This is a genomic window from Burkholderia sp. CpTa8-5, from assembly GCF_017815045.1.
Taxonomy (GTDB): Bacteria; Pseudomonadota; Gammaproteobacteria; order Burkholderiales; family Burkholderiaceae; genus Burkholderia; species Burkholderia sola.
In genome coordinates this window covers 1-15,860 of record NZ_JAGIQD010000032.1, presented here as the reverse complement: position 1 = coordinate 15,860, position 15,860 = coordinate 1, and the positions used below count along the sequence as shown (strand labels likewise).

At 68.2% G+C, this 15,860-nt stretch carries 16 protein-coding genes; 6 read left to right on the top strand and 10 right to left on the bottom strand.

The genetic code is table 11. The features are described from left to right. Positions 1-3: 3 nt before the first annotated feature. The 4 genes from J8I35_RS30250 to J8I35_RS30235 are packed head-to-tail and all read right to left on the bottom strand — an operon-like array spanning position 4 to position 4,900. Complete coding sequence (locus tag J8I35_RS30250; RefSeq protein ID WP_050018179.1) at positions 4-879, bottom strand: HlyD family secretion protein; 876 nt, start codon at positions 877-879, stop codon at positions 4-6. A 12-nt stretch (positions 880-891) separates the two neighbouring features. Next, on the bottom strand, positions 892-1,095 hold the full coding sequence (locus J8I35_RS30245) for a DUF1656 domain-containing protein (RefSeq protein WP_006476212.1): 204 nt from the start codon (positions 1,093-1,095) through the stop codon (positions 892-894). After that, positions 1,092-3,296 (bottom strand): FUSC family protein, encoded by a 2,205-nt coding sequence (locus J8I35_RS30240; protein WP_209928560.1) that lies wholly within the window; start codon positions 3,294-3,296, stop codon positions 1,092-1,094. Before J8I35_RS30240 ends, J8I35_RS30245 begins: the two co-directional genes overlap by 4 nt. A 14-nt stretch (positions 3,297-3,310) precedes the next feature. Beyond that, the gene (locus J8I35_RS30235) at positions 3,311-4,900 is read right to left on the bottom strand and encodes an efflux transporter outer membrane subunit (protein ID WP_209928558.1); all 1,590 of its coding nucleotides are present in this window, start codon (positions 4,898-4,900) and stop codon (positions 3,311-3,313) included. A 157-nt stretch (positions 4,901-5,057) separates the two neighbouring features. On the opposite strand from J8I35_RS30235, the gene J8I35_RS30230 reads away from it, so the two are divergent. Both J8I35_RS30230 and J8I35_RS30225 read left to right on the top strand, forming a co-directional pair. Then, complete coding sequence (locus J8I35_RS30230; RefSeq protein ID WP_124557261.1) at positions 5,058-5,999, top strand: LysR family transcriptional regulator; 942 nt, start codon at positions 5,058-5,060, stop codon at positions 5,997-5,999. Between the two features lie 117 nt (positions 6,000-6,116). Beyond that, entirely contained in the window at positions 6,117-6,269 is a 153-nt protein-coding gene (locus J8I35_RS30225) for a hypothetical protein (RefSeq protein ID WP_162838134.1), read from the top strand. A 61-nt stretch (positions 6,270-6,330) separates the two neighbouring features. Here the strand turns inward: J8I35_RS30225 and J8I35_RS30220 are convergent, their stop codons facing one another. From J8I35_RS30220 to wrbA, 4 genes are read right to left on the bottom strand one after another with little or no spacing between them, the layout of a single operon-like run. Next, positions 6,331-7,161 (bottom strand): metallophosphoesterase, encoded by an 831-nt coding sequence (locus J8I35_RS30220; protein WP_209928556.1) that lies wholly within the window; start codon positions 7,159-7,161, stop codon positions 6,331-6,333. A gap of 25 nt (positions 7,162-7,186) precedes the next feature. Further along, positions 7,187-8,608, bottom strand: a complete 1,422-nt coding sequence (locus J8I35_RS30215; protein WP_050018174.1) for an FAD-binding oxidoreductase — start codon at positions 8,606-8,608, stop codon at positions 7,187-7,189. An 18-nt stretch (positions 8,609-8,626) separates the two neighbouring features. Further along, positions 8,627-9,019, bottom strand: a complete 393-nt coding sequence (locus tag J8I35_RS30210) for a DUF2069 domain-containing protein (protein ID WP_050018173.1) — start codon at positions 9,017-9,019, stop codon at positions 8,627-8,629. After that, complete coding sequence (gene wrbA, locus J8I35_RS30205) at positions 9,016-9,636, bottom strand: NAD(P)H:quinone oxidoreductase (RefSeq protein WP_209928552.1); 621 nt, start codon at positions 9,634-9,636, stop codon at positions 9,016-9,018. The genes J8I35_RS30210 and wrbA overlap by 4 nt, the downstream gene beginning before the upstream one ends. Positions 9,637-9,781: 145 nt before the next feature. Here wrbA and J8I35_RS30200 point away from each other — a divergent pair, with 145 nt between their 5' ends. Beyond that, entirely contained in the window at positions 9,782-11,110 is a 1,329-nt protein-coding gene (locus J8I35_RS30200) for a YihY family inner membrane protein (RefSeq protein ID WP_089488378.1), read from the top strand. 14 nt (positions 11,111-11,124) lie between these two features. On the opposite strand, the gene J8I35_RS30195 is transcribed toward J8I35_RS30200, so the two are convergent. Continuing rightward, positions 11,125-11,442, bottom strand: a complete 318-nt coding sequence (locus J8I35_RS30195) for an Mpo1-like protein (RefSeq protein WP_050018170.1) — start codon at positions 11,440-11,442, stop codon at positions 11,125-11,127. A 157-nt stretch (positions 11,443-11,599) separates the two neighbouring features. On the opposite strand from J8I35_RS30195, the gene J8I35_RS30190 reads away from it, so the two are divergent. The 3 genes from J8I35_RS30190 (at position 11,600) to aroC (ending at position 15,521) form a co-directional block, all read left to right on the top strand. Further along, positions 11,600-12,055 carry a CBS domain-containing protein gene (locus J8I35_RS30190; protein WP_006488504.1) on the top strand — a complete coding sequence of 152 codons (456 nt, stop codon included), beginning with the start codon at positions 11,600-11,602 and terminating at the stop codon, positions 12,053-12,055. Between the two features lie 139 nt (positions 12,056-12,194). Further along, the gene (locus J8I35_RS30185; protein ID WP_209928547.1) at positions 12,195-14,129 is read left to right on the top strand and encodes an MFS transporter; all 1,935 of its coding nucleotides are present in this window, start codon (positions 12,195-12,197) and stop codon (positions 14,127-14,129) included. 291 nt (positions 14,130-14,420) lie between these two features. Further along, a complete protein-coding gene (gene aroC / locus J8I35_RS30180; protein ID WP_050018168.1) occupies positions 14,421-15,521 on the top strand; it encodes a chorismate synthase in 1,101 nt (366 codons plus the stop codon). Positions 15,522-15,659: 138 nt separating this feature from the next. On the opposite strand, the gene J8I35_RS30175 is transcribed toward aroC, so the two are convergent. Continuing rightward, positions 15,660-15,860, bottom strand: a 201-nt coding sequence (locus J8I35_RS30175) for a 4Fe-4S dicluster domain-containing protein (RefSeq protein ID WP_209928545.1), incomplete at its 5' end; no start/stop codon positions are given.

Below are 15,860 nucleotides of genomic sequence, written 5' to 3'. Positions count from 1 at the left end.
CGCTTACGACTTCTTCTGCTTGTCCGGATCGATGATGACCGTGCAGGTCGTGCCCGCCGACAGCACCACGTCGGCCGGCACTTCGTCGATCCGGATGCGCACCGGCACGCGCTGCGCGAGGCGCACCCAGTTGAAGGTCGGGTTCACGTCCGCGACGAGGTCGCGGCTTTGCGGGTTGTCGCGATCGTAGATGCCGCGCGAGATGCTTTCCACATGGCCCTTCATCACGCCGCCGCTCATCAGCCGCATTTCGGCCGGCGCGCCGATCTTCACGCGCGGCAGCTTGGTTTCCTCGAAGTAGCCGTAGACCCAGAACGAATGGCTGTCGACGATCGCGAGCTTCGCCTGGCCGGCCACCGCATAGTTGCCCTTGAACGTCTGAAGGTTCGTGATGTAGCCGTCGACCGGCGCGACGACGCGCGTGCGTTCGAGGTTGAGCTTCGCGGCGTCGAGCGCGGCGATCGCCTGCTGGTACTGCGCATCGGCGCTCGACGCGCTGTGCGCCGCGTTCTCGCGGTTTTCCTTCGACACGACGAGCGCATCGAGGTCCGCGCGGCGGGCCGCGTCGTCGCGGCGCATCTGCAGTTCCGCGCGGCGGGCGGCCACGGCCGCCTGCGCCTGCTCGACCGCGATCCGGTAGTGCGACGGGTCGATCTGCATGATCAGGTCGCCTTTCTTCACGAGCTGGTTGTCATGCACGGGCAGCTCGACGATCGCGCCCGACACGTCCGGCGCGACGTTGACGATTTCGGCGCGCACACGCCCGTCGCGCGTCCACGGATCGTCCATGTAGTGCACCCACAGCGAGCGCCCGATCAGGATCGCGACGAGAAGGATGACGGCGGTCGCGACGAAGCCGAAGAGTTTTCTGAGCATCATGATGGTTCGGAATCAACGGTAAACGGCAAGACTCAGTCCGCCGCAAATGCAGACGAGAAGGCAGGCCCGGAATAGCGACGGGTGCCAGACAAGGCGATAGAGGCCCGTATAGGCGAGCAGGCGGTCGACGGCCCAGGTCGCGATCGCGCCGAGGACGAACATCAGCACCACCGTCGGCATGTAGGCATCGAGAATGGCGATTTCACGCGGCATCATGACGAGGCTCCTGGTTGGGGACGCACGGGGCGGTTGCGGTTGAGCGGCTCGAGCGGCGATTCCGGGTCGAGCAGCGCGGTCCGCACGAAATGCAGATGGCTCAGGATGCGCTGCAGCCGGTGACGCTCGTCGCGCGACGGCTCGACCGCATCGAGCGTCTGCCGGGTCGCGTCGATCGCCGCATTGGTCGCGGCGAGCGTCGCGTCGAAACGTGCTGCGCTCGGCGTCGAGAACAGCGCCGACAGCGCGCTGCGCATCGTCTCGATCGCGCGCCGCCACGGCATCGCGCTCGCATAGCGCGGGTCGGACGGCAGCGTCGCGAGCTCCTGGCGCAGGTCGATCGTCGCGTTGCCGGCTTCGAGCACCGCGAACATCCAGCGCAGCGCGTCGCGCTGCACGTCCGGCTGGTCGGCCGACAGCGTGTGCGCCTGGTACATCAGGTCGCGCGCGCCGCTTTCGAAGCGCGTGCGCAGGCCCGCGAGCCGCGCGTGACCGGCCGCGACGGCCTGGTGGCGCAGGTCCGCGAAGAGGCGCTTCTTGAGCCACGGCGCGGTCGGCGGGAACAGCACCGCGAACGCGATCGCCGACGCCAGCATCGCCAGCACCAGCGCGAGCGAGTCGTTCATGAAGCTGGTCGGATCGTAGTGCGTGATGTTGTCCGGGCCGGCGAGGAAGCTGAAGAAGATCAGGTAGCCCATCCCGTAGCCGGCGAGCTTCGGCTTCAGCGTCATGAAGATGCCGATCGCGAGCAACGGCGCGAGCGCGACGCACAACAGCGGGAAGCCGTCGATGTGCGGATAGATGCCGAACGTCAGCAGGAAGCCCGTGCAGATCGCGAGTGCGGTACCCATGCCCATCTGCGCGGACATCGCTGTCGGGCGCGGCGTCGACGACGCGAGCGCGCAGGTGGCCGCCGCCGTCAGCGTCATCGTCACGCCGCTCGGCCACGCGGTCTCGATCCAGAACCAGCCGAGCACGAGGATCACGGTCGCGGTGCGGATCGCCGCGATCACCATCGCCGTCGCATTGGTGCGCGGCTCGTAGCGCTCGATCCAGCGTTCGCGCTCGTGCGTCGCGCTCGACAGCGACGCGTAGGTGGCCGCGTATTCGTGCAGGTCGGTGATGAAGCGGTACAGCAGTTCGGCGGCCGTATCGAAGTCGAGCAGCGGAAAGTCCGGCTGCGTCTCGAGCGCGGCGCGCGTCGCGCGGATGCGGCGCGGCAGCGCGTCGCGCCACGCGAGCAGTTGCGCGGCCGCGTGGCCGGCATCGGCCGACGTGCGCACCGGTTCGCCGGCGGGCGTCAGCAGCAGCGGCGCGATCTCGCGAAAGTACGGCTCGATCGCGTCGATCGCGGCCTGCGCGCCGGCCGCATGCAGCCGGTTCATCAACTGGTGCAGCGCATGGAAGCGGCTCGACGCGCTCATGAACTCGCTGTTCAGCCGCGCGAGGCGGCCGCTGCGCATCCGCGTGTCCGGATCCTCGAACACGGCCATGCTGCGCGCGGCCTCGAACCCGACCACGTCGGCGACGAAGCGCGTATGGATGGTTTCGATATGCGCGCGGTCGAGCTTGCCCGACAGCGCCGCCGCGACGTAGTCGACGAAGCTGCCGAAGCGCTTGCGCACCGTCGTGCGCATCTGCTCGCCGGTGGTCCGCGGAAACACGAGTGCGCTGACCACGCCGGCCGACACGATCCCGACCATGATTTCGGCCACGCGCGTCATCGCGCTCATGAATGCGCCGTCCGGGTGCTGCGACGCGGGCAGCCCGATCAGCGCGGTCGTGTAGCCGGCCAGCAGGAAGCCGTAGCTGCGGAAGTTGCGGTTGCGTGCGGCGCCGGCCGTGCACAGCGCGACCCACAGCGCGACCGCCAGCAGGAACAGTTGCGGCTGCTGCGGGAACAGCCCGACGAAGGTGAGCGTCGCGATCAGCCCGAAGATCGTGCCGGCGACCCGGTAGAAGCTTTTCGCGAGCACCGCGCCGCTTTGCGGCTGCATCACGATGAACACGGTCGTCATCGCCGTTTTCGGCGCGGGCAGGTCGAGCCGCATCGACACGCCGGTCGCGATGAACGCGGCGAGCAGCGCCTTGAACAGGTAGAGCCACGCGGCGCCGTCGGTGCGGGCCCAGTCGCCGAACGCGTCGGTCCAGGCCGCGAACGGGCCGTCGACGCGCGGGGAAGCGGGGGAGGAAGCTGACATGGCGGCGCTCCGCGTTACCGTGCGGCCGGCGCGGCGCCGCCGGCGGTTGCGACCTGCGCGGGCCGGGCGGCGGCTGCAGCGGGCTTCGCGGCCGATGCGGCGGCTGGCGCGGCTACACCGACGGTGGCCTCATCCTTCGGCGGTTGGCCGCCCCGGACATCCGTCCCCGTCTCGACCCCGCCGCCGAGCGCGGCCATCAGCTGCGCGTGTGCGGCGAGGCGTTCCGCGTCGATGCGGGCGGCCGTCTCCTGCGCACGCAGCAGTTGCTGTTGCGCGACCAGCACGTTCACGTAATCGGTCAGCCCGCGGCGGAAGCCTTCGCGGGACAGTTGATAGCTGCGATTGTTGGCCGCCACCGACCGCGCGGCGTCCTTCTTCTGCGTATCGAGCGAGCGGATCCGCACGACCTGGTCGGCGATGTCCTTGAGCGCGCCGACGATCGTCTGGTTGTAGCGCTCGACCGCCTGATCGTAGCCGGCATTCGCGGCGCCGAGCTGTGCACGCAGCCGGCCGCCTTCGAAGATCGGCAGCGACAGCGCGGGACCGGCCGTCCAGCCGCCGTTCATCGCGCGCAGGAAGTCGGTGAACGGCGCGGTCACGCCGAAGCCGCCGACCGTCGCGAGCAGGTCGATGTTCGGGTAGAACGACGCCTTCGCGACGTCGATGCCGCGCGCCTGCGCGTCGACCGTCCAGCGCGCCGCGACGACGTCCGGGCGGCGGCCGAGCAGGTCGGCCGGCATGGCCGACGGCAGGCCGGCCGGCGCATCGAGCACCAGTTGCGGCCGCTTGATCGCGTCGCCGGCGCCGGGACCCTTGCCGGCCAGTGCGGCGAGCTGGTGGCGCGCGAGCTGGATCGCTTCCTCATAGCTGTCGATCTGGCGCTCGTAGTCGGGCAGCGTCGATTCCGCCTGGCTTACGTCGAGCTGCGTGCCGAGGCCGGCCTGCAGCCGCTTGCGCGCGAGATCGGCGAGCGAGCGCTGGCGTTCGTACGTTTCGTGCGCGAGGTCGAGCAGCGCGTAATTCATCGACATGCCGACATACGCGCGCACGACGTTGACTTCGAGTTCGAGCTTTGCCGCCCGCGCGTCGGCGGCGGTCGCATGCGCGGTGTCGAGCGCACGCTCGGTTGCGTTCTTGTCCTTGCCCCACAGATCGAGGTGATACGACAGGCCGAGCGTGCCGGTGTTGTTCCAGGTGTCGGTATCGGCGAGCGGCCCCGGGCCGTAGTACACGTTGTCCGGCCAGTGCTGACGCATCAGCGACAGGTTGCCGTTGATCTGCGGCAGCTCGGCCGAACGGGCGACGCGCGCCATCGCCTGCGCTTCCCGCACGCGGGCCTCGGCCGCCGCGAGGGTCGGGTTGCCGGCCTGGGCGGCGGCGATCCACGCATCGAGCTGCGGATCGCGGTACGCGCGCCACCAGTCGGCGGCGGGCCAGCCCGCGTCGCGGTCGGCCGCGCGGATGGCCGCGCCGGCGTCGAGCGCGCTCGCTTCGATGCGAGTGGACTGGGTTTTGTTGTCGCCCATGCTCGCGCAACCGGCCATTATTAATGAGACTGCAAGAACCGCCAGTGCGAGCGTCCCTTTTGTCGCCGGAGACTGCACGATTTTCTCCCTTTCGGATATAGATGAGTCGGAGGCGATTATATTTTTCAGCGATTCCTGAATAAACGGACAACGGTGCAAGTCATTTTTACGAATCCTGAGATAATATTTGTTGGACCCTGTGCAACAATCCTTGCGGATTCACACGGGTAATCGGATGGATACGTTACAAAACATGCGGGTATTCGTCCGCGTGGTGGACGCGGGAAGCTTTACCGCCGCCGCCCAGCAGATGAATTCGACCACCGCCTACGCATCGCGCGCGGTCTCGGATCTCGAGGCCCACCTGCGCACGCGCCTCCTGAACCGCACGACGCGCCGGATCGCGCTGACCGAAGCCGGCGAGCGCTATCTGCAACGCTGCGAACAGATCCTCGCCTATGTCGACCAGGCCGAAGCCGAGGCCGGCGACGCGCATGCGCGCCCGTCCGGCAAGCTGAAGGTCCATTGCTTCACGAGCCTCGGCCAGCACTACCTGGTGCCGGCCATCGCGCGCTACCGCGAGCGCTATCCGGACGTGCACGTCGAGCTGACGCTTGCGCAGCGGATGCCCGACCTGCTCGACGAGGGCTACGACGTCGCGATCGTCGTCGGCCGCGATCTGCCGGATTCGGGGCTCGTGTCGCAACGGCTCGGCGAGAGCTACAGCGTCGTGTGCGCGTCGCCCGGCTATATCGAGTCGCACGGCTTGCCGCAGCGGCCGGCCGATCTCGCGCAGCACGTGTGCCTCGGGATGGTCGCGCCGGGCTTTCACTTCGACGAATGGGCGCTGGCGGGGCCGAACGGCGACGAGGTCGTGCCGATCACGGCGCCGCCGTTCCGCGTGAACGTCGCCGAGGCGCTCGCGGTGGCCGTGCGGGAGGGGATGGGCATCGGCGGCCTGCCGCTCTATTCGGCGATCGGCTGGCTGCGCAGCGGGCACATCGTGCGCGTGATGCCCGAGTACCGCTCGCACGTGATGAACATCTACGCGCTGTATCCGTCGCGTCAGTACCTCGACGCGAAAATCCGGACCTGGGTCGATTTCCTGCGCGAAGAGGTGCCGCTCACGCTCCAAGCCGACGAAGCCGCGCTCGAACAGTTCACGCGTGCGACATGACCGCGCGCTCGACCGCGATCTGACGAGATTTGTCCTTCACGCAACATTTTTTTACGAACGTGTGTCAGACAGTTTGATACTGTTGGAATTAACGAGATACACCACACCGGAGTAGCGATGGATACGCACCTGATGATCGGCCTTGGCGTCCTGCTGGGCGCGGCTGCCGCCGCGGCGGCGACCCGCGACCTGCTGCGTGCGATGAAGGCGAAGGCGCAGCTCAAGCCCGTGCCGGTCCGCGTGCGCGAGCCGCGCCGCCCCGGCCGCTGATCTCGCGGGCGTCACGCTTCAGGTCGGGAAGGCCGTGCGACGCGGCCGCCCGGGCCGGCGCTCAGCCGAGCTCGACGACCTTGTCCCACGCGAACGCGGGGTTTTCCCATTCGCCGGTGCGCCGGTGAAAGTAGCCGCGCGGATTGCACACCACGCGCGTGCCGCCGTCCGCAACGTAGTCGAATGACGTATGCGTGTGGCCGTGCAGCCACAGATCCACCGGCGGCCGCACCAGTTCCGCCATGTCCGTGACGAACCCCGCGGAAGCCAGATCTTTCGCATAGCGTTCCGCCAGCGAGCGCCGGTGCGGCGCATGATGGGTGACGACGATCGTCCTGCCCGCGAACGGCGCGGCCAGCTGCGCTTCCAGCCATGCGCGGCCTCGCCGGTGCAGCGCGATCGCGTCGGCCGGCGCGAAATCCCGTTCCGGCGCCGCGGCTGTCGTATGCACCGTCGCGTCGTGCGGCCAGGTCACCTGGATCAATCCCTTGAAATCGAGCATCACGCGCAGCCCGGCGTCGGTCGCGCGCGCGACGCTGGCTTCGTCCCGGCCGAACAGCGAAAAATCGGCCCACAGCGTCGTGCCCAGCACGCGGAAGCGTTGGGCGGGATCGACGTAGACACCGTTGTTCAGGTAATGCACGTTGTCGAGCGCATGCGCCGCGTCGCGCATTGACGATTCCAGCGCGCCGAATTCCCCGTCGTAATACTCGTGGTTGCCGGGCACGTAGATCACCGGCACCGCCGGGTCGAACGTCTCGGCGGCCCAGCGCAGACCTTCCGCGTGATTGTGGATGTCGCCGGCCAGCACGACGAGATCCGCGTCGGCATGCGGGATCGCGTCGGGCAGGTTGTTTTCGAGATGCAGGTCGGACAGGACGCGGACTTTCACGGGTGTGGCTCCTGAGTGGGCGGCTTCAGCGCAGGACCTTGCCGGGATTCATCAGGCCGCGCGGGTCGAGCGCGGTCTTCAGCGTGCGCATCAGCGTCGTTTCGACCGGCGACTTGTAGCGCTGCGCGTCGTCGATCTTCAACTGGCCGATGCCGTGCTCCGCGCTGATGGTGCCGTGGTGACGGTGCACGTTGTCGTAGACGATCCGGTTGATCGGCGCCTGGAACGCTGCGAGGAACGCCTTCGGATCGCCGCCTTCGGGCATCTGCACGTTGTAGTGCAGGTTGCCGTCGCCGAGGTGGCCGAACGTGACCATGCGCGCGCCCGGCGCGGCCTGCTGGATCGCCGCGTCGGTCTCGTCGATGAAACGGGCGATCGACGAGATCGGCACCGCGATGTCGTGCTTGATGTTGAGCCCTTCGTCCGCCTGCGCGAGCGGGATGTGCTCGCGCAAGTCCCAGAACGCACGCGACTGCGCGAGGTTCTCCGCGACCACCGCGTCGACCACGAGCCCGGCCTCGAACGCTTCTTCCATCAGCTTTTCGAACAGCGCGCGCGCATGCGCTTCGCTTTCGTTGTCGGACAGCTCCAGCAGCACCGTTTGCGCATGCGTCTGCGCGAACGGGTAGCGCAGTTGCGGATAGTGCTTGCCGACCAGCTGCATGCAGAAATCCGACATCAGCTCGAAGCCGGTCAACAGCGGCCCGGCCGCGCGCTGCGCGAGCGCGAGGAAATCGAGCGCCGCGTGCGGCGATTCGAGCGCGGCCAGCGCGGTGACCTGCGCGGCCGGCAGCGGATGCAGCTTCATCACGGCCGCGGTGATGATCCCGAGCGTGCCTTCGGCGCCGATGAACAGGTCGCGCAGGTCGTAGCCGGTGTTGTCCTTGCGCAGGCCGCGCAGCCCGTCCCAGATCTCGCCCTGCGGCGTCACGACCTCGAGCCCAAGGCACAGCTCGCGCGCGTTGCCGTAGCGCAGCACCGCGGTGCCGCCCGCATTGGTCGACAGGTTGCCGCCGATCGTGCAGCTGCCTTCCGCCGCGAGGCTCAGCGCGAACAGCCGGCCGCCTTCGCGGGCGCGCGCCTGCACGTCGGCGAGGATCACGCCGGCTTCGACGGTAATCGTATTGTTGTGCGGATCGAGCGCGCGCACGCGGTTCAGGCGCGCGACGCTCAGCACGGCCTGGCTGCCGCTCGCGTCGGGCGTCGCGCCGCCGGCGAGCCCCGTGTTGCCGCCCTGCGGCACGAGCGCGACGCCGTGCGCGTTGGCGAGCTTCACGAGCGCGGCGACTTCGGCCGTGTTCGCGGGCCTCAGCACCGCGCACGCGGCGCCCTTGTAGCGGCGGCGCCAGTCGGTCAGGAACGGTTCGGTATCGTGCGGATCGGTCAGCACGTGGTCGGCGCCGATCGCGTCGCGGCATGCGGAAACGAAAGCTTCGGAGGACATCATCACCTTGTCGCGTAAGGGTCAGGACGCGGCGCGCGGTTTTTTCGCCGCGCGCTTGAACGGCGCGACGTAGGCCAGCGCCGCCACGAAGAAGCCGACGGCAAGCAGGGTCTCGCACCAGCCGAGCGTCGCGGACAGCCCGCGATCGGACATGCCGCGCACGATGCCTTCGGCCAGATAGACGAGGATCAGCATGCTCGCCCACTGCATCGTATAGATGTTACGCCGCCAGACGCCGGGCAGCGCGAGCGCGAGCGGCACGGCCTTGAGCATCAGCGCGGAGCCGCCGGGGCGCAGCGGCGCGAGCCACAGTTCCCATGCGAGCGACAGCGCGATCAGCGCGACGAGACACGCGGCGGCGGCGAGCGCGTAGCGCGGCCGGGCCGCGACGGCGGGGCGGGCGGGGGCGGTCATGCGGCTTCGGCGGCCTGCGCGGCGGAAAGGGCCGCGGCGGCGCGCGCGAGCCGTACGCCGAGCGCGGCGGCAAGCGCCTTCTCGTCCGCCGACAGCCCGCCGGGCGCCGCGCGGTCGTGCTGCGCGACGTGCGACGCGCCGTACGGCGTGCCGCCGGTACGTGTCGTGCTGAGGGCGGATTCGGTGTACGGAATCCCGACGATCATCATCCCGTGATGCAGCAGCGGCAGCATCATCGACAGCAGCGTCGACTCCTGGCCGCCGTGCAGGCTGCCCGTCGACGTGAACACGCTCGCGGGCTTGCCGGTCAGTGCGCCCGATAGCCATTGCGGCGTCGTGCCGTCGAGGAAATACTTGAGCGACGCGGCCATGTTGCCGAAGCGGGTGGGCGAGCCGAGCGCGAGGCCCGCGCATTCCTCGAGGTCGCGCAGCTCCGCGTACGGCGGGCCGTCGGCCGGGATGTCGGGGGCGGTGGCTTCGCAGACGACCGACACGGGCGGCACGGTGCGGATGCGGGCCTGCATGCCCGGCACGCTGTCGATGCCGTTCGCGATCGCGAGCGCGAGATCGCGCGTGGCGCCGTGACGGCTGTAATAGAGGACGAGAATGTCTTTCATGGGCGACGGAGCCGCGTGCGGCCGCGCGCGTGCCCGGTGCAGTCGGCCCCTGCTGGAATCGAGCGGCTATTATAGGGGCTGAAGCCGTCGCGCAGCGCGGCGGCGGCGCGCCGTGACGCGCGCAGTTTCGAGAAGGAGAAGCCGTTTGCCGAAGTTGAGCGTCGATCTCGACACCATCAAGCGCCTCGCGCAGTTCGCGGCCCGGCGCAGCGCCGAGGATCGCATCCCGCAGGTGGCGGGGAGCCTGACCTTCACGACGATGCTGGCGCTCGTGCCGCTGCTGACGGTCGCGTTCGCGCTGTTCACAGCGTTCCCGATGTTCGCGTCGTTCCAGATCTCGCTGCAGGGGTTCCTCGCGGATCACCTGATGCCCGCGCAGTTCAACATCCAGATCTTCAAGTACCTGAACCAGTTCGCGTCGAAGGCCAAGGGGCTGACGACGGCCGGGCTGATCGTGCTCGTCGTCACGTCGGTGATGACCATGATGACGATCGAATCGGCGTTCAACCTGATCTGGCGCGTGCGCAAGCCGCGGCCGTTCGCGCAGCGCGTGCTCGCGTACTGGGCGCTGATCACGCTCGGGCCGTTGCTGTTCGGCGTGAGCCTGTCGATTTCGTCGTACCTGTTCACGCAATCGCTCGCGTTCACCGGCGCGGGGGCGTCGACGTCGATCGTCGAGTGGCTGCTCGCACTTGCGTCGCTGCCGTTGACGGTGCTCGCGTTCACGCTGCTGTACGTGTACCTGCCGAACTGCGCGGTCGCCTGGCGCGACGCGGTGATTGGCGGGCTGTTTGCGGCCATCGCGTTCGAACTCGCGAAGCGCGGCTTCGGCTACTACGTCCGGCGCATTCCGACCTATACGGCCGTCTATGGCGCGTTCGCGGCGCTGCCGGTGTTCCTGCTGTGGGTGTATCTGAGCTGGTTCATCGCGCTGCTCGGCGCGATGGTCGCGTCGGCGCTGCCGGCGATTCGCGTCGGCCAGTTTCACCGGATCCACTATCCGGGCAGCGACCTGCTCGACGCGCTCGAACTGCTCGCGCGGCTGGCCGAAGCGCGCGCGGCCGGCAAGCGCGGCTACACGGCGCTGCGGCTCGCGACGATGCTGCGCTGCGACATGGAAACCGCGCAGCGGCTGCTGACGACGATGGAGGAGCGGGAATGGGTCGCGCGGCTCGACGGCGGCGAAGAGGCCACGCCGCGCTATATCCTGCTCGCAAACCCGGAGCAGTTGACGCTCGCCCAACTGTTCGACGTGCTGGTGATCGATCGTACCGAGTTGACGTACCAGCTCGAGCGGCGCCGCAGCCACGTCGAAGGCGCGGCGCTGCTCGAGGTGCTGTCGAGCGACCGGTTCGACGTGACGCTCGCGTCGTTGATCGCCGCGCACCGGCTCGCGGGCGGGCAGCCGGCCGCGAGCGCCGGGCCGGCGCCGGGCGCGGCCGACCCGCACGCGCGGCCGCCGCGGCCGGCCTGAAGGCTGGCCGGCGGCTACAGCGGGATCTTGCCGGTACAGATATCCTTGAACATCACCCAGTCGCCCATCAGGCTGTAGATCGGGTGCCGGAACGTCGCCGGACGGTTCTTCTCGAAGAAGAAGTGGCCGACCCACGCGAACCCGTAGCCGCAGACGATCGCCGCCGGCAGCCACAGCCAGTGGCCGGTCGCGACCGCCATCGCGACGCAGCCGATCACGCCGAGCGAGCCGATGAAGTGCAGCCGCCGCGACGTCAGGTTCTGGTGCTCGTTCAGGTAATACGGGTAGAAATCAGCGAAGCGGGCGAATTGCTCCGTATGCGTATGCGCCATGGCCGTCTCCTCGGGCCGCTGTTCATGAGGTCATTGTGCGGCCGGCGGGCCGCGTCCGCAAGCGGCGGCGGCCCGCCGCGCCGGCCCGTGCTTTCCTTTTGACAGGCTTTCCGATAGGATCGAAAGAGATTTTGCATTCAAGCATGAGGGGACTACGATGCGCGTCAGCGATATTCTGAAAGTGAAGGGCAACACGCTGTTTACGGTGACGCCCGATAAGCCGCTGCGCGAAGCGGTCGATACGATGGCCGAGCACGACATCGGTTCGCTCGTCGTGATGGAGTACGGCGATCTCGTCGGGATGCTGACGTTTCGCGAGATCATCCTGCGCCTGCACGTGAACGGCGGCGCGATCGGCGACGTGCAGGTGCGCAAGGTGATGGACGAGCCGCTCACGTGCACGCCGGAAACGGACGTCAACGAAGTGCGCCGGATGATGCTCGAGCGTCACGCACGCTACATGCCCGTGCTCGACAAGAAGGTGCTGATGGGCGTCATTTCGTTCTACGACGTCGCGAAGACGGTCGTCGAGGCGCAGAGCTTCGAGAACCGGATGCTGAAGGCGTACATTCGCGACTGGCCGGAATCGGAAGCCGAAGCGCACAAGCCGTGAATCGCGCCGCGCCCGGCACGTCGATGCATGGGCGCCGCCATCCGGCACGCGGCGGCGCAGGCATGTCCTGCGCCGCCGTTTTTTCAACGACAACACGAGGCCCGCGCAGCATCGCCCAGACGATGCGCGCGTATTCCGCATGAGCGATCACACGCAAGCCACATCGGGGCGGCGCGACGAACGTCGCGCCCACGCATCGCAGTTCGACCTGCTGCGCGAGCGCCGCTTCGCGCCGTTCTTCACGACCCAGTTCCTCGGCGCGCTGAACGACAACGTCTTCAAGATCGGCTTCACGTCGCTCGTCACGTATCACACCGCGCGGTTCTCCGGCGTCGATGCGAAAACGGCCGCGTTCCTGATTTCCGCGATCTTCATCTTGCCGTTCGTGCTGTTCTCGGCCACTTCGGGCCAGATCGCCGACAAATACGACAAGGCGATCCTCACGCGCTTCGTGAAATCGTTCGAGATCGTGCTGATGCTGGTTGGCGCGGCCGGCTTCGTCACGCACAGCGCGACGCTGCTGTATCTGTGCACGTTCATGATGGGGATGCATTCGACGCTGTTCGGGCCCGTCAAGTATTCGTACCTGCCGCAGCATCTCGGCGAACATGAACTGGTCGGCGGCAACGGGCTCGTCGAGATGGGCACGTTCATCGCGATCCTGATCGGCACGATCATCGGCGGCGCGGCGGCCGGCATCGAAGGCAGCGGCGAGCGCGTGCTCGCGGTGAGCGTCGTCGTCATCGCGCTGGCCGGGCGGCTCGTCGCGCAGCGCGTGCCGTCGACGCCCGCGCCGCAGCCCGATCTCGTGATCAACTGGAACCCGGTCAGCGAGACCTGGCGCAACCTCAAGCTCGCGCGGCAGAACCGCACGGTGTTCCTGAGCCTGCTCGGCATCTCGTGGCTGTGGTTTGTCGGCGCGACGTTCCTCACGTCGTTCTTCAATTTCGCGAAGGACGTGCTGTCCGCGAGCCCCGACGTCGTCACGGTCCTGCTCGCGACGTTCTCGGTCGGCATCGGCCTCGGTTCGCTGCTGTGCGAGCGGCTGTCGCAGCGGCGCGTCGAGATCGGCCTCGTGCCGCTGGGCTCGATCGGCATCAGCGTGTTTGCGATCGAGCTGTATTTCGCGAGCCACGCGCTGCCGTCCCCCGGCCATCTGCTGTCGGTCGGCGAATTCCTCGCCGGTGCGCGCCACTGGCGCATCCTGGTCGACCTGTTTCTGCTCGCGATGTTCGGCGGCTTCTACAGCGTGCCGCTGTATGCGCTGATCCAGAGCCGCAGCGCGCCGACGCACCGCGCGCGGATCATCGCCGCGAACAATATCCTGAACGCGCTGTTCATGATCCTGTCGGCCGTGATGGCGATGGGGTTGACCAAGGCCGGCGTCGACATCCCGGGGCTGTTCCTCGTCACCGCGCTGTTGAACGTCGTGGTCGCGACGTATATCTACCTGCTCGTGCCCGAGTTCCTGCTGCGCTTCGTCGCGTGGGTGCTCGTGCATACGTTCTACCGGATTCGCCTCGTGCACGCGGAGCGGATTCCGGCGGAAGGGGCGGCGGTACTCGTGTGCAATCACGTCAGCTACGTCGATGCGCTCGTGCTGGCCGCCGCGAGCCCGCGTCCGATCCGTTTCGTGATGGATCACCGGATCTTCAAGACGCGTTTCGCGAGCTGGGTATTCCGGCATGCGAAGGCGATTCCGATCGCGCCGCGCCACGAGGATCCCGCGATGCTCGCGCGGGCGTACGACCTGTGCGAGGCCGCGCTGAAGGACGGCGAACTCGTGTGCATCTTCCCCGAGGGCAAGCTGACGAAGACCGGCGACATCAACCCGTTCCATCACGGCATCACCGAGATCCTGAACCGCACGCCGGCGCCGGTGATCCCGATGGCGCTGCGCGGGCTGTGGGGCAGCTATTTTTCGCGGCATACCGATGCGCGGATGCCGCGCCCCATCAAGCGCGGCGTGATGAGCCGGCTGACGCTGGCGGTCGGTGAGCCGATTCCGGCGTCGGTGGCGACGCCCGAGGCGCTGCAGGTCGCGGTGACCGAGCTGCGCGGCGCGCGGAAGTAGGCGGGCGGGCGTCGGGTCCGGCGCGGGACGATCGATCCGCGCACCGGGCCGGGATGGCGGCCCGGTTCGGCGGGTCCCGAGCGCAACGCCGAGGGCCTGCGATCGCCACACCTGCCTCGCATCCGCCCTTATCCGCGGCCGGCCCGTGTGGTCTGAACGGTTCACCCGGCCCGCGGGCCCGGGACGGCTGGCATAATAGCGGTTTACCTCTTTCTCGACCGGCAAACGATCGACCTGCCTGCGGCGCCGGCAGCGCATCGGTTTGACCATTTCTCTTTGGGCGGTTCCATCATGTCCGGCAATACCCTCGGCACGCTTTTCACTGTCACGACCTTCGGCGAATCGCACGGTCCCGCGATCGGCTGCGTGATCGACGGCTGCCCGCCGGGGATGGGGCTGACCGAAGCCGACATCCAGGTCGAGCTCGATCGCCGCAAGCCCGGCACGTCGCGGCACGTGACGCAACGACAGGAGGCCGACGAGGTCGAGATCCTGTCGGGCGTGTTCGAAGGCGTGACGACCGGCACGCCGATCGCGCTGCTGATCCGCAATACCGACCAGCGCAGCAAGGACTACGGCAACATCGTCGAGACGTTCCGTCCCGGTCACGCCGACTACACCTATTGGCAGAAATACGGCATCCGCGACTACCGCGGCGGCGGCCGCTCGTCCGCACGCCTGACCGCGCCGATCGTCGGCGCGGGCGCGGTCGCGAAGAAGTGGCTGCGCGAGCGCTTCGGGGTCGAGGTGCGCGGCTACATGAGCGGCCTCGGCGACATCGACGTGCCGTTCGTCGACTGGTCGTACGTGCACGAGAACCCGTTCTTCTCGCCGAACGCGGCGGTCGTGCCGGAGCTCGAGGCGTACATGGATGCGTTGCGCAAGGACGGCGATTCGATCGGCGCGCGCATCGACGTCGTCGCGTCCGGCGTGCCGGTCGGCTGGGGCGAACCGGTATTCGACCGTCTCGATGCCGATATCGCGAAGGCGATGATGAGCATCAACGCGGTGAAGGGCGTCGAGATCGGCGCGGGCTTCGACAGCGTCGCGCAGCGCGGCTCGGTGCACGGCGACGAACTGACGCCGGCCGGCTTCGTCGGCAACCACGCGGGCGGCGTGCTCGGCGGGATTTCGACGGGGCAGGACATCACCGTGTCGATCGCGATCAAGCCGACGTCGAGCATCCGCACGCCGCGCCGCTCGATCACGAAGTCCGGCGAAGAGGCGACGGTGGAAACCTTCGGTCGCCACGATCCGTGCGTCGGCATTCGCGCGACGCCGATCGCCGAATCGATGCTCGCGCTGGTGCTGATCGACCATGCGCTGCGCCACCGCGCACAGTGCGGCGACGTCGAGACGGCCACGCCGAAGATCGCGGGCAGCGCGACCTGATAGAAGCGGGCGCGTCGCGTCGGCCGTCGAACGATGAATGCAAGCGGGGCGCTGCGTGATGCAGCGCCCCGTTTCGTTTGCGGCGGTGGTGTGCCGTGACCAAAAAACGCGCCGCTCGCGGCGGCGCGTTCCGGCAGCTTACATGTTCGGGTAGTTCGGCCCGCCGCCGCCTTCGGGCGTGACCCACACGATGTTCTGCGTCGGATCCTTGATGTCGCACGTCTTGCAGTGCACGCAGTTCTGCGCGTTGATCACGAGCCGATCGCCGCCGTCGTCGTTCTTCACGAACTCGTACACGGCCGCCGGGCAGAAGCGCGCCTCCGGCCCCGCATACGTGCG

Coding starts and splice junctions, on each gene's coding strand:
- J8I35_RS30250 (WP_050018179.1), bottom strand. CDS start 879: ATGATGCTCAGAAAACTCTTCGGCTTCGTCGCGACCGCCGTCATCCTT.
- J8I35_RS30245 (WP_006476212.1), bottom strand. CDS start 1,095: ATGATGCCGCGTGAAATCGCCATTCTCGATGCCTACATGCCGACGGTG.
- J8I35_RS30240 (WP_209928560.1), bottom strand. CDS start 3,296: ATGTCAGCTTCCTCCCCCGCTTCCCCGCGCGTCGACGGCCCGTTCGCG.
- J8I35_RS30230 (WP_124557261.1), top strand. CDS start 5,058: ATGGATACGTTACAAAACATGCGGGTATTCGTCCGCGTGGTGGACGCG.
- J8I35_RS30225 (WP_162838134.1), top strand. CDS start 6,117: ATGGATACGCACCTGATGATCGGCCTTGGCGTCCTGCTGGGCGCGGCT.
- J8I35_RS30215 (WP_050018174.1), bottom strand. CDS start 8,608: ATGATGTCCTCCGAAGCTTTCGTTTCCGCATGCCGCGACGCGATCGGC.
- J8I35_RS30210 (WP_050018173.1), bottom strand. CDS start 9,019: ATGACCGCCCCCGCCCGCCCCGCCGTCGCGGCCCGGCCGCGCTACGCG.
- wrbA (WP_209928552.1), bottom strand. CDS start 9,636: ATGAAAGACATTCTCGTCCTCTATTACAGCCGTCACGGCGCCACGCGC.
- J8I35_RS30195 (WP_050018170.1), bottom strand. CDS start 11,442: ATGGCGCATACGCATACGGAGCAATTCGCCCGCTTCGCTGATTTCTAC.
- J8I35_RS30190 (WP_006488504.1), top strand. CDS start 11,600: ATGCGCGTCAGCGATATTCTGAAAGTGAAGGGCAACACGCTGTTTACG.
- J8I35_RS30185 (WP_209928547.1), top strand. CDS start 12,195: ATGAGCGATCACACGCAAGCCACATCGGGGCGGCGCGACGAACGTCGC.
- aroC (WP_050018168.1), top strand. CDS start 14,421: ATGTCCGGCAATACCCTCGGCACGCTTTTCACTGTCACGACCTTCGGC.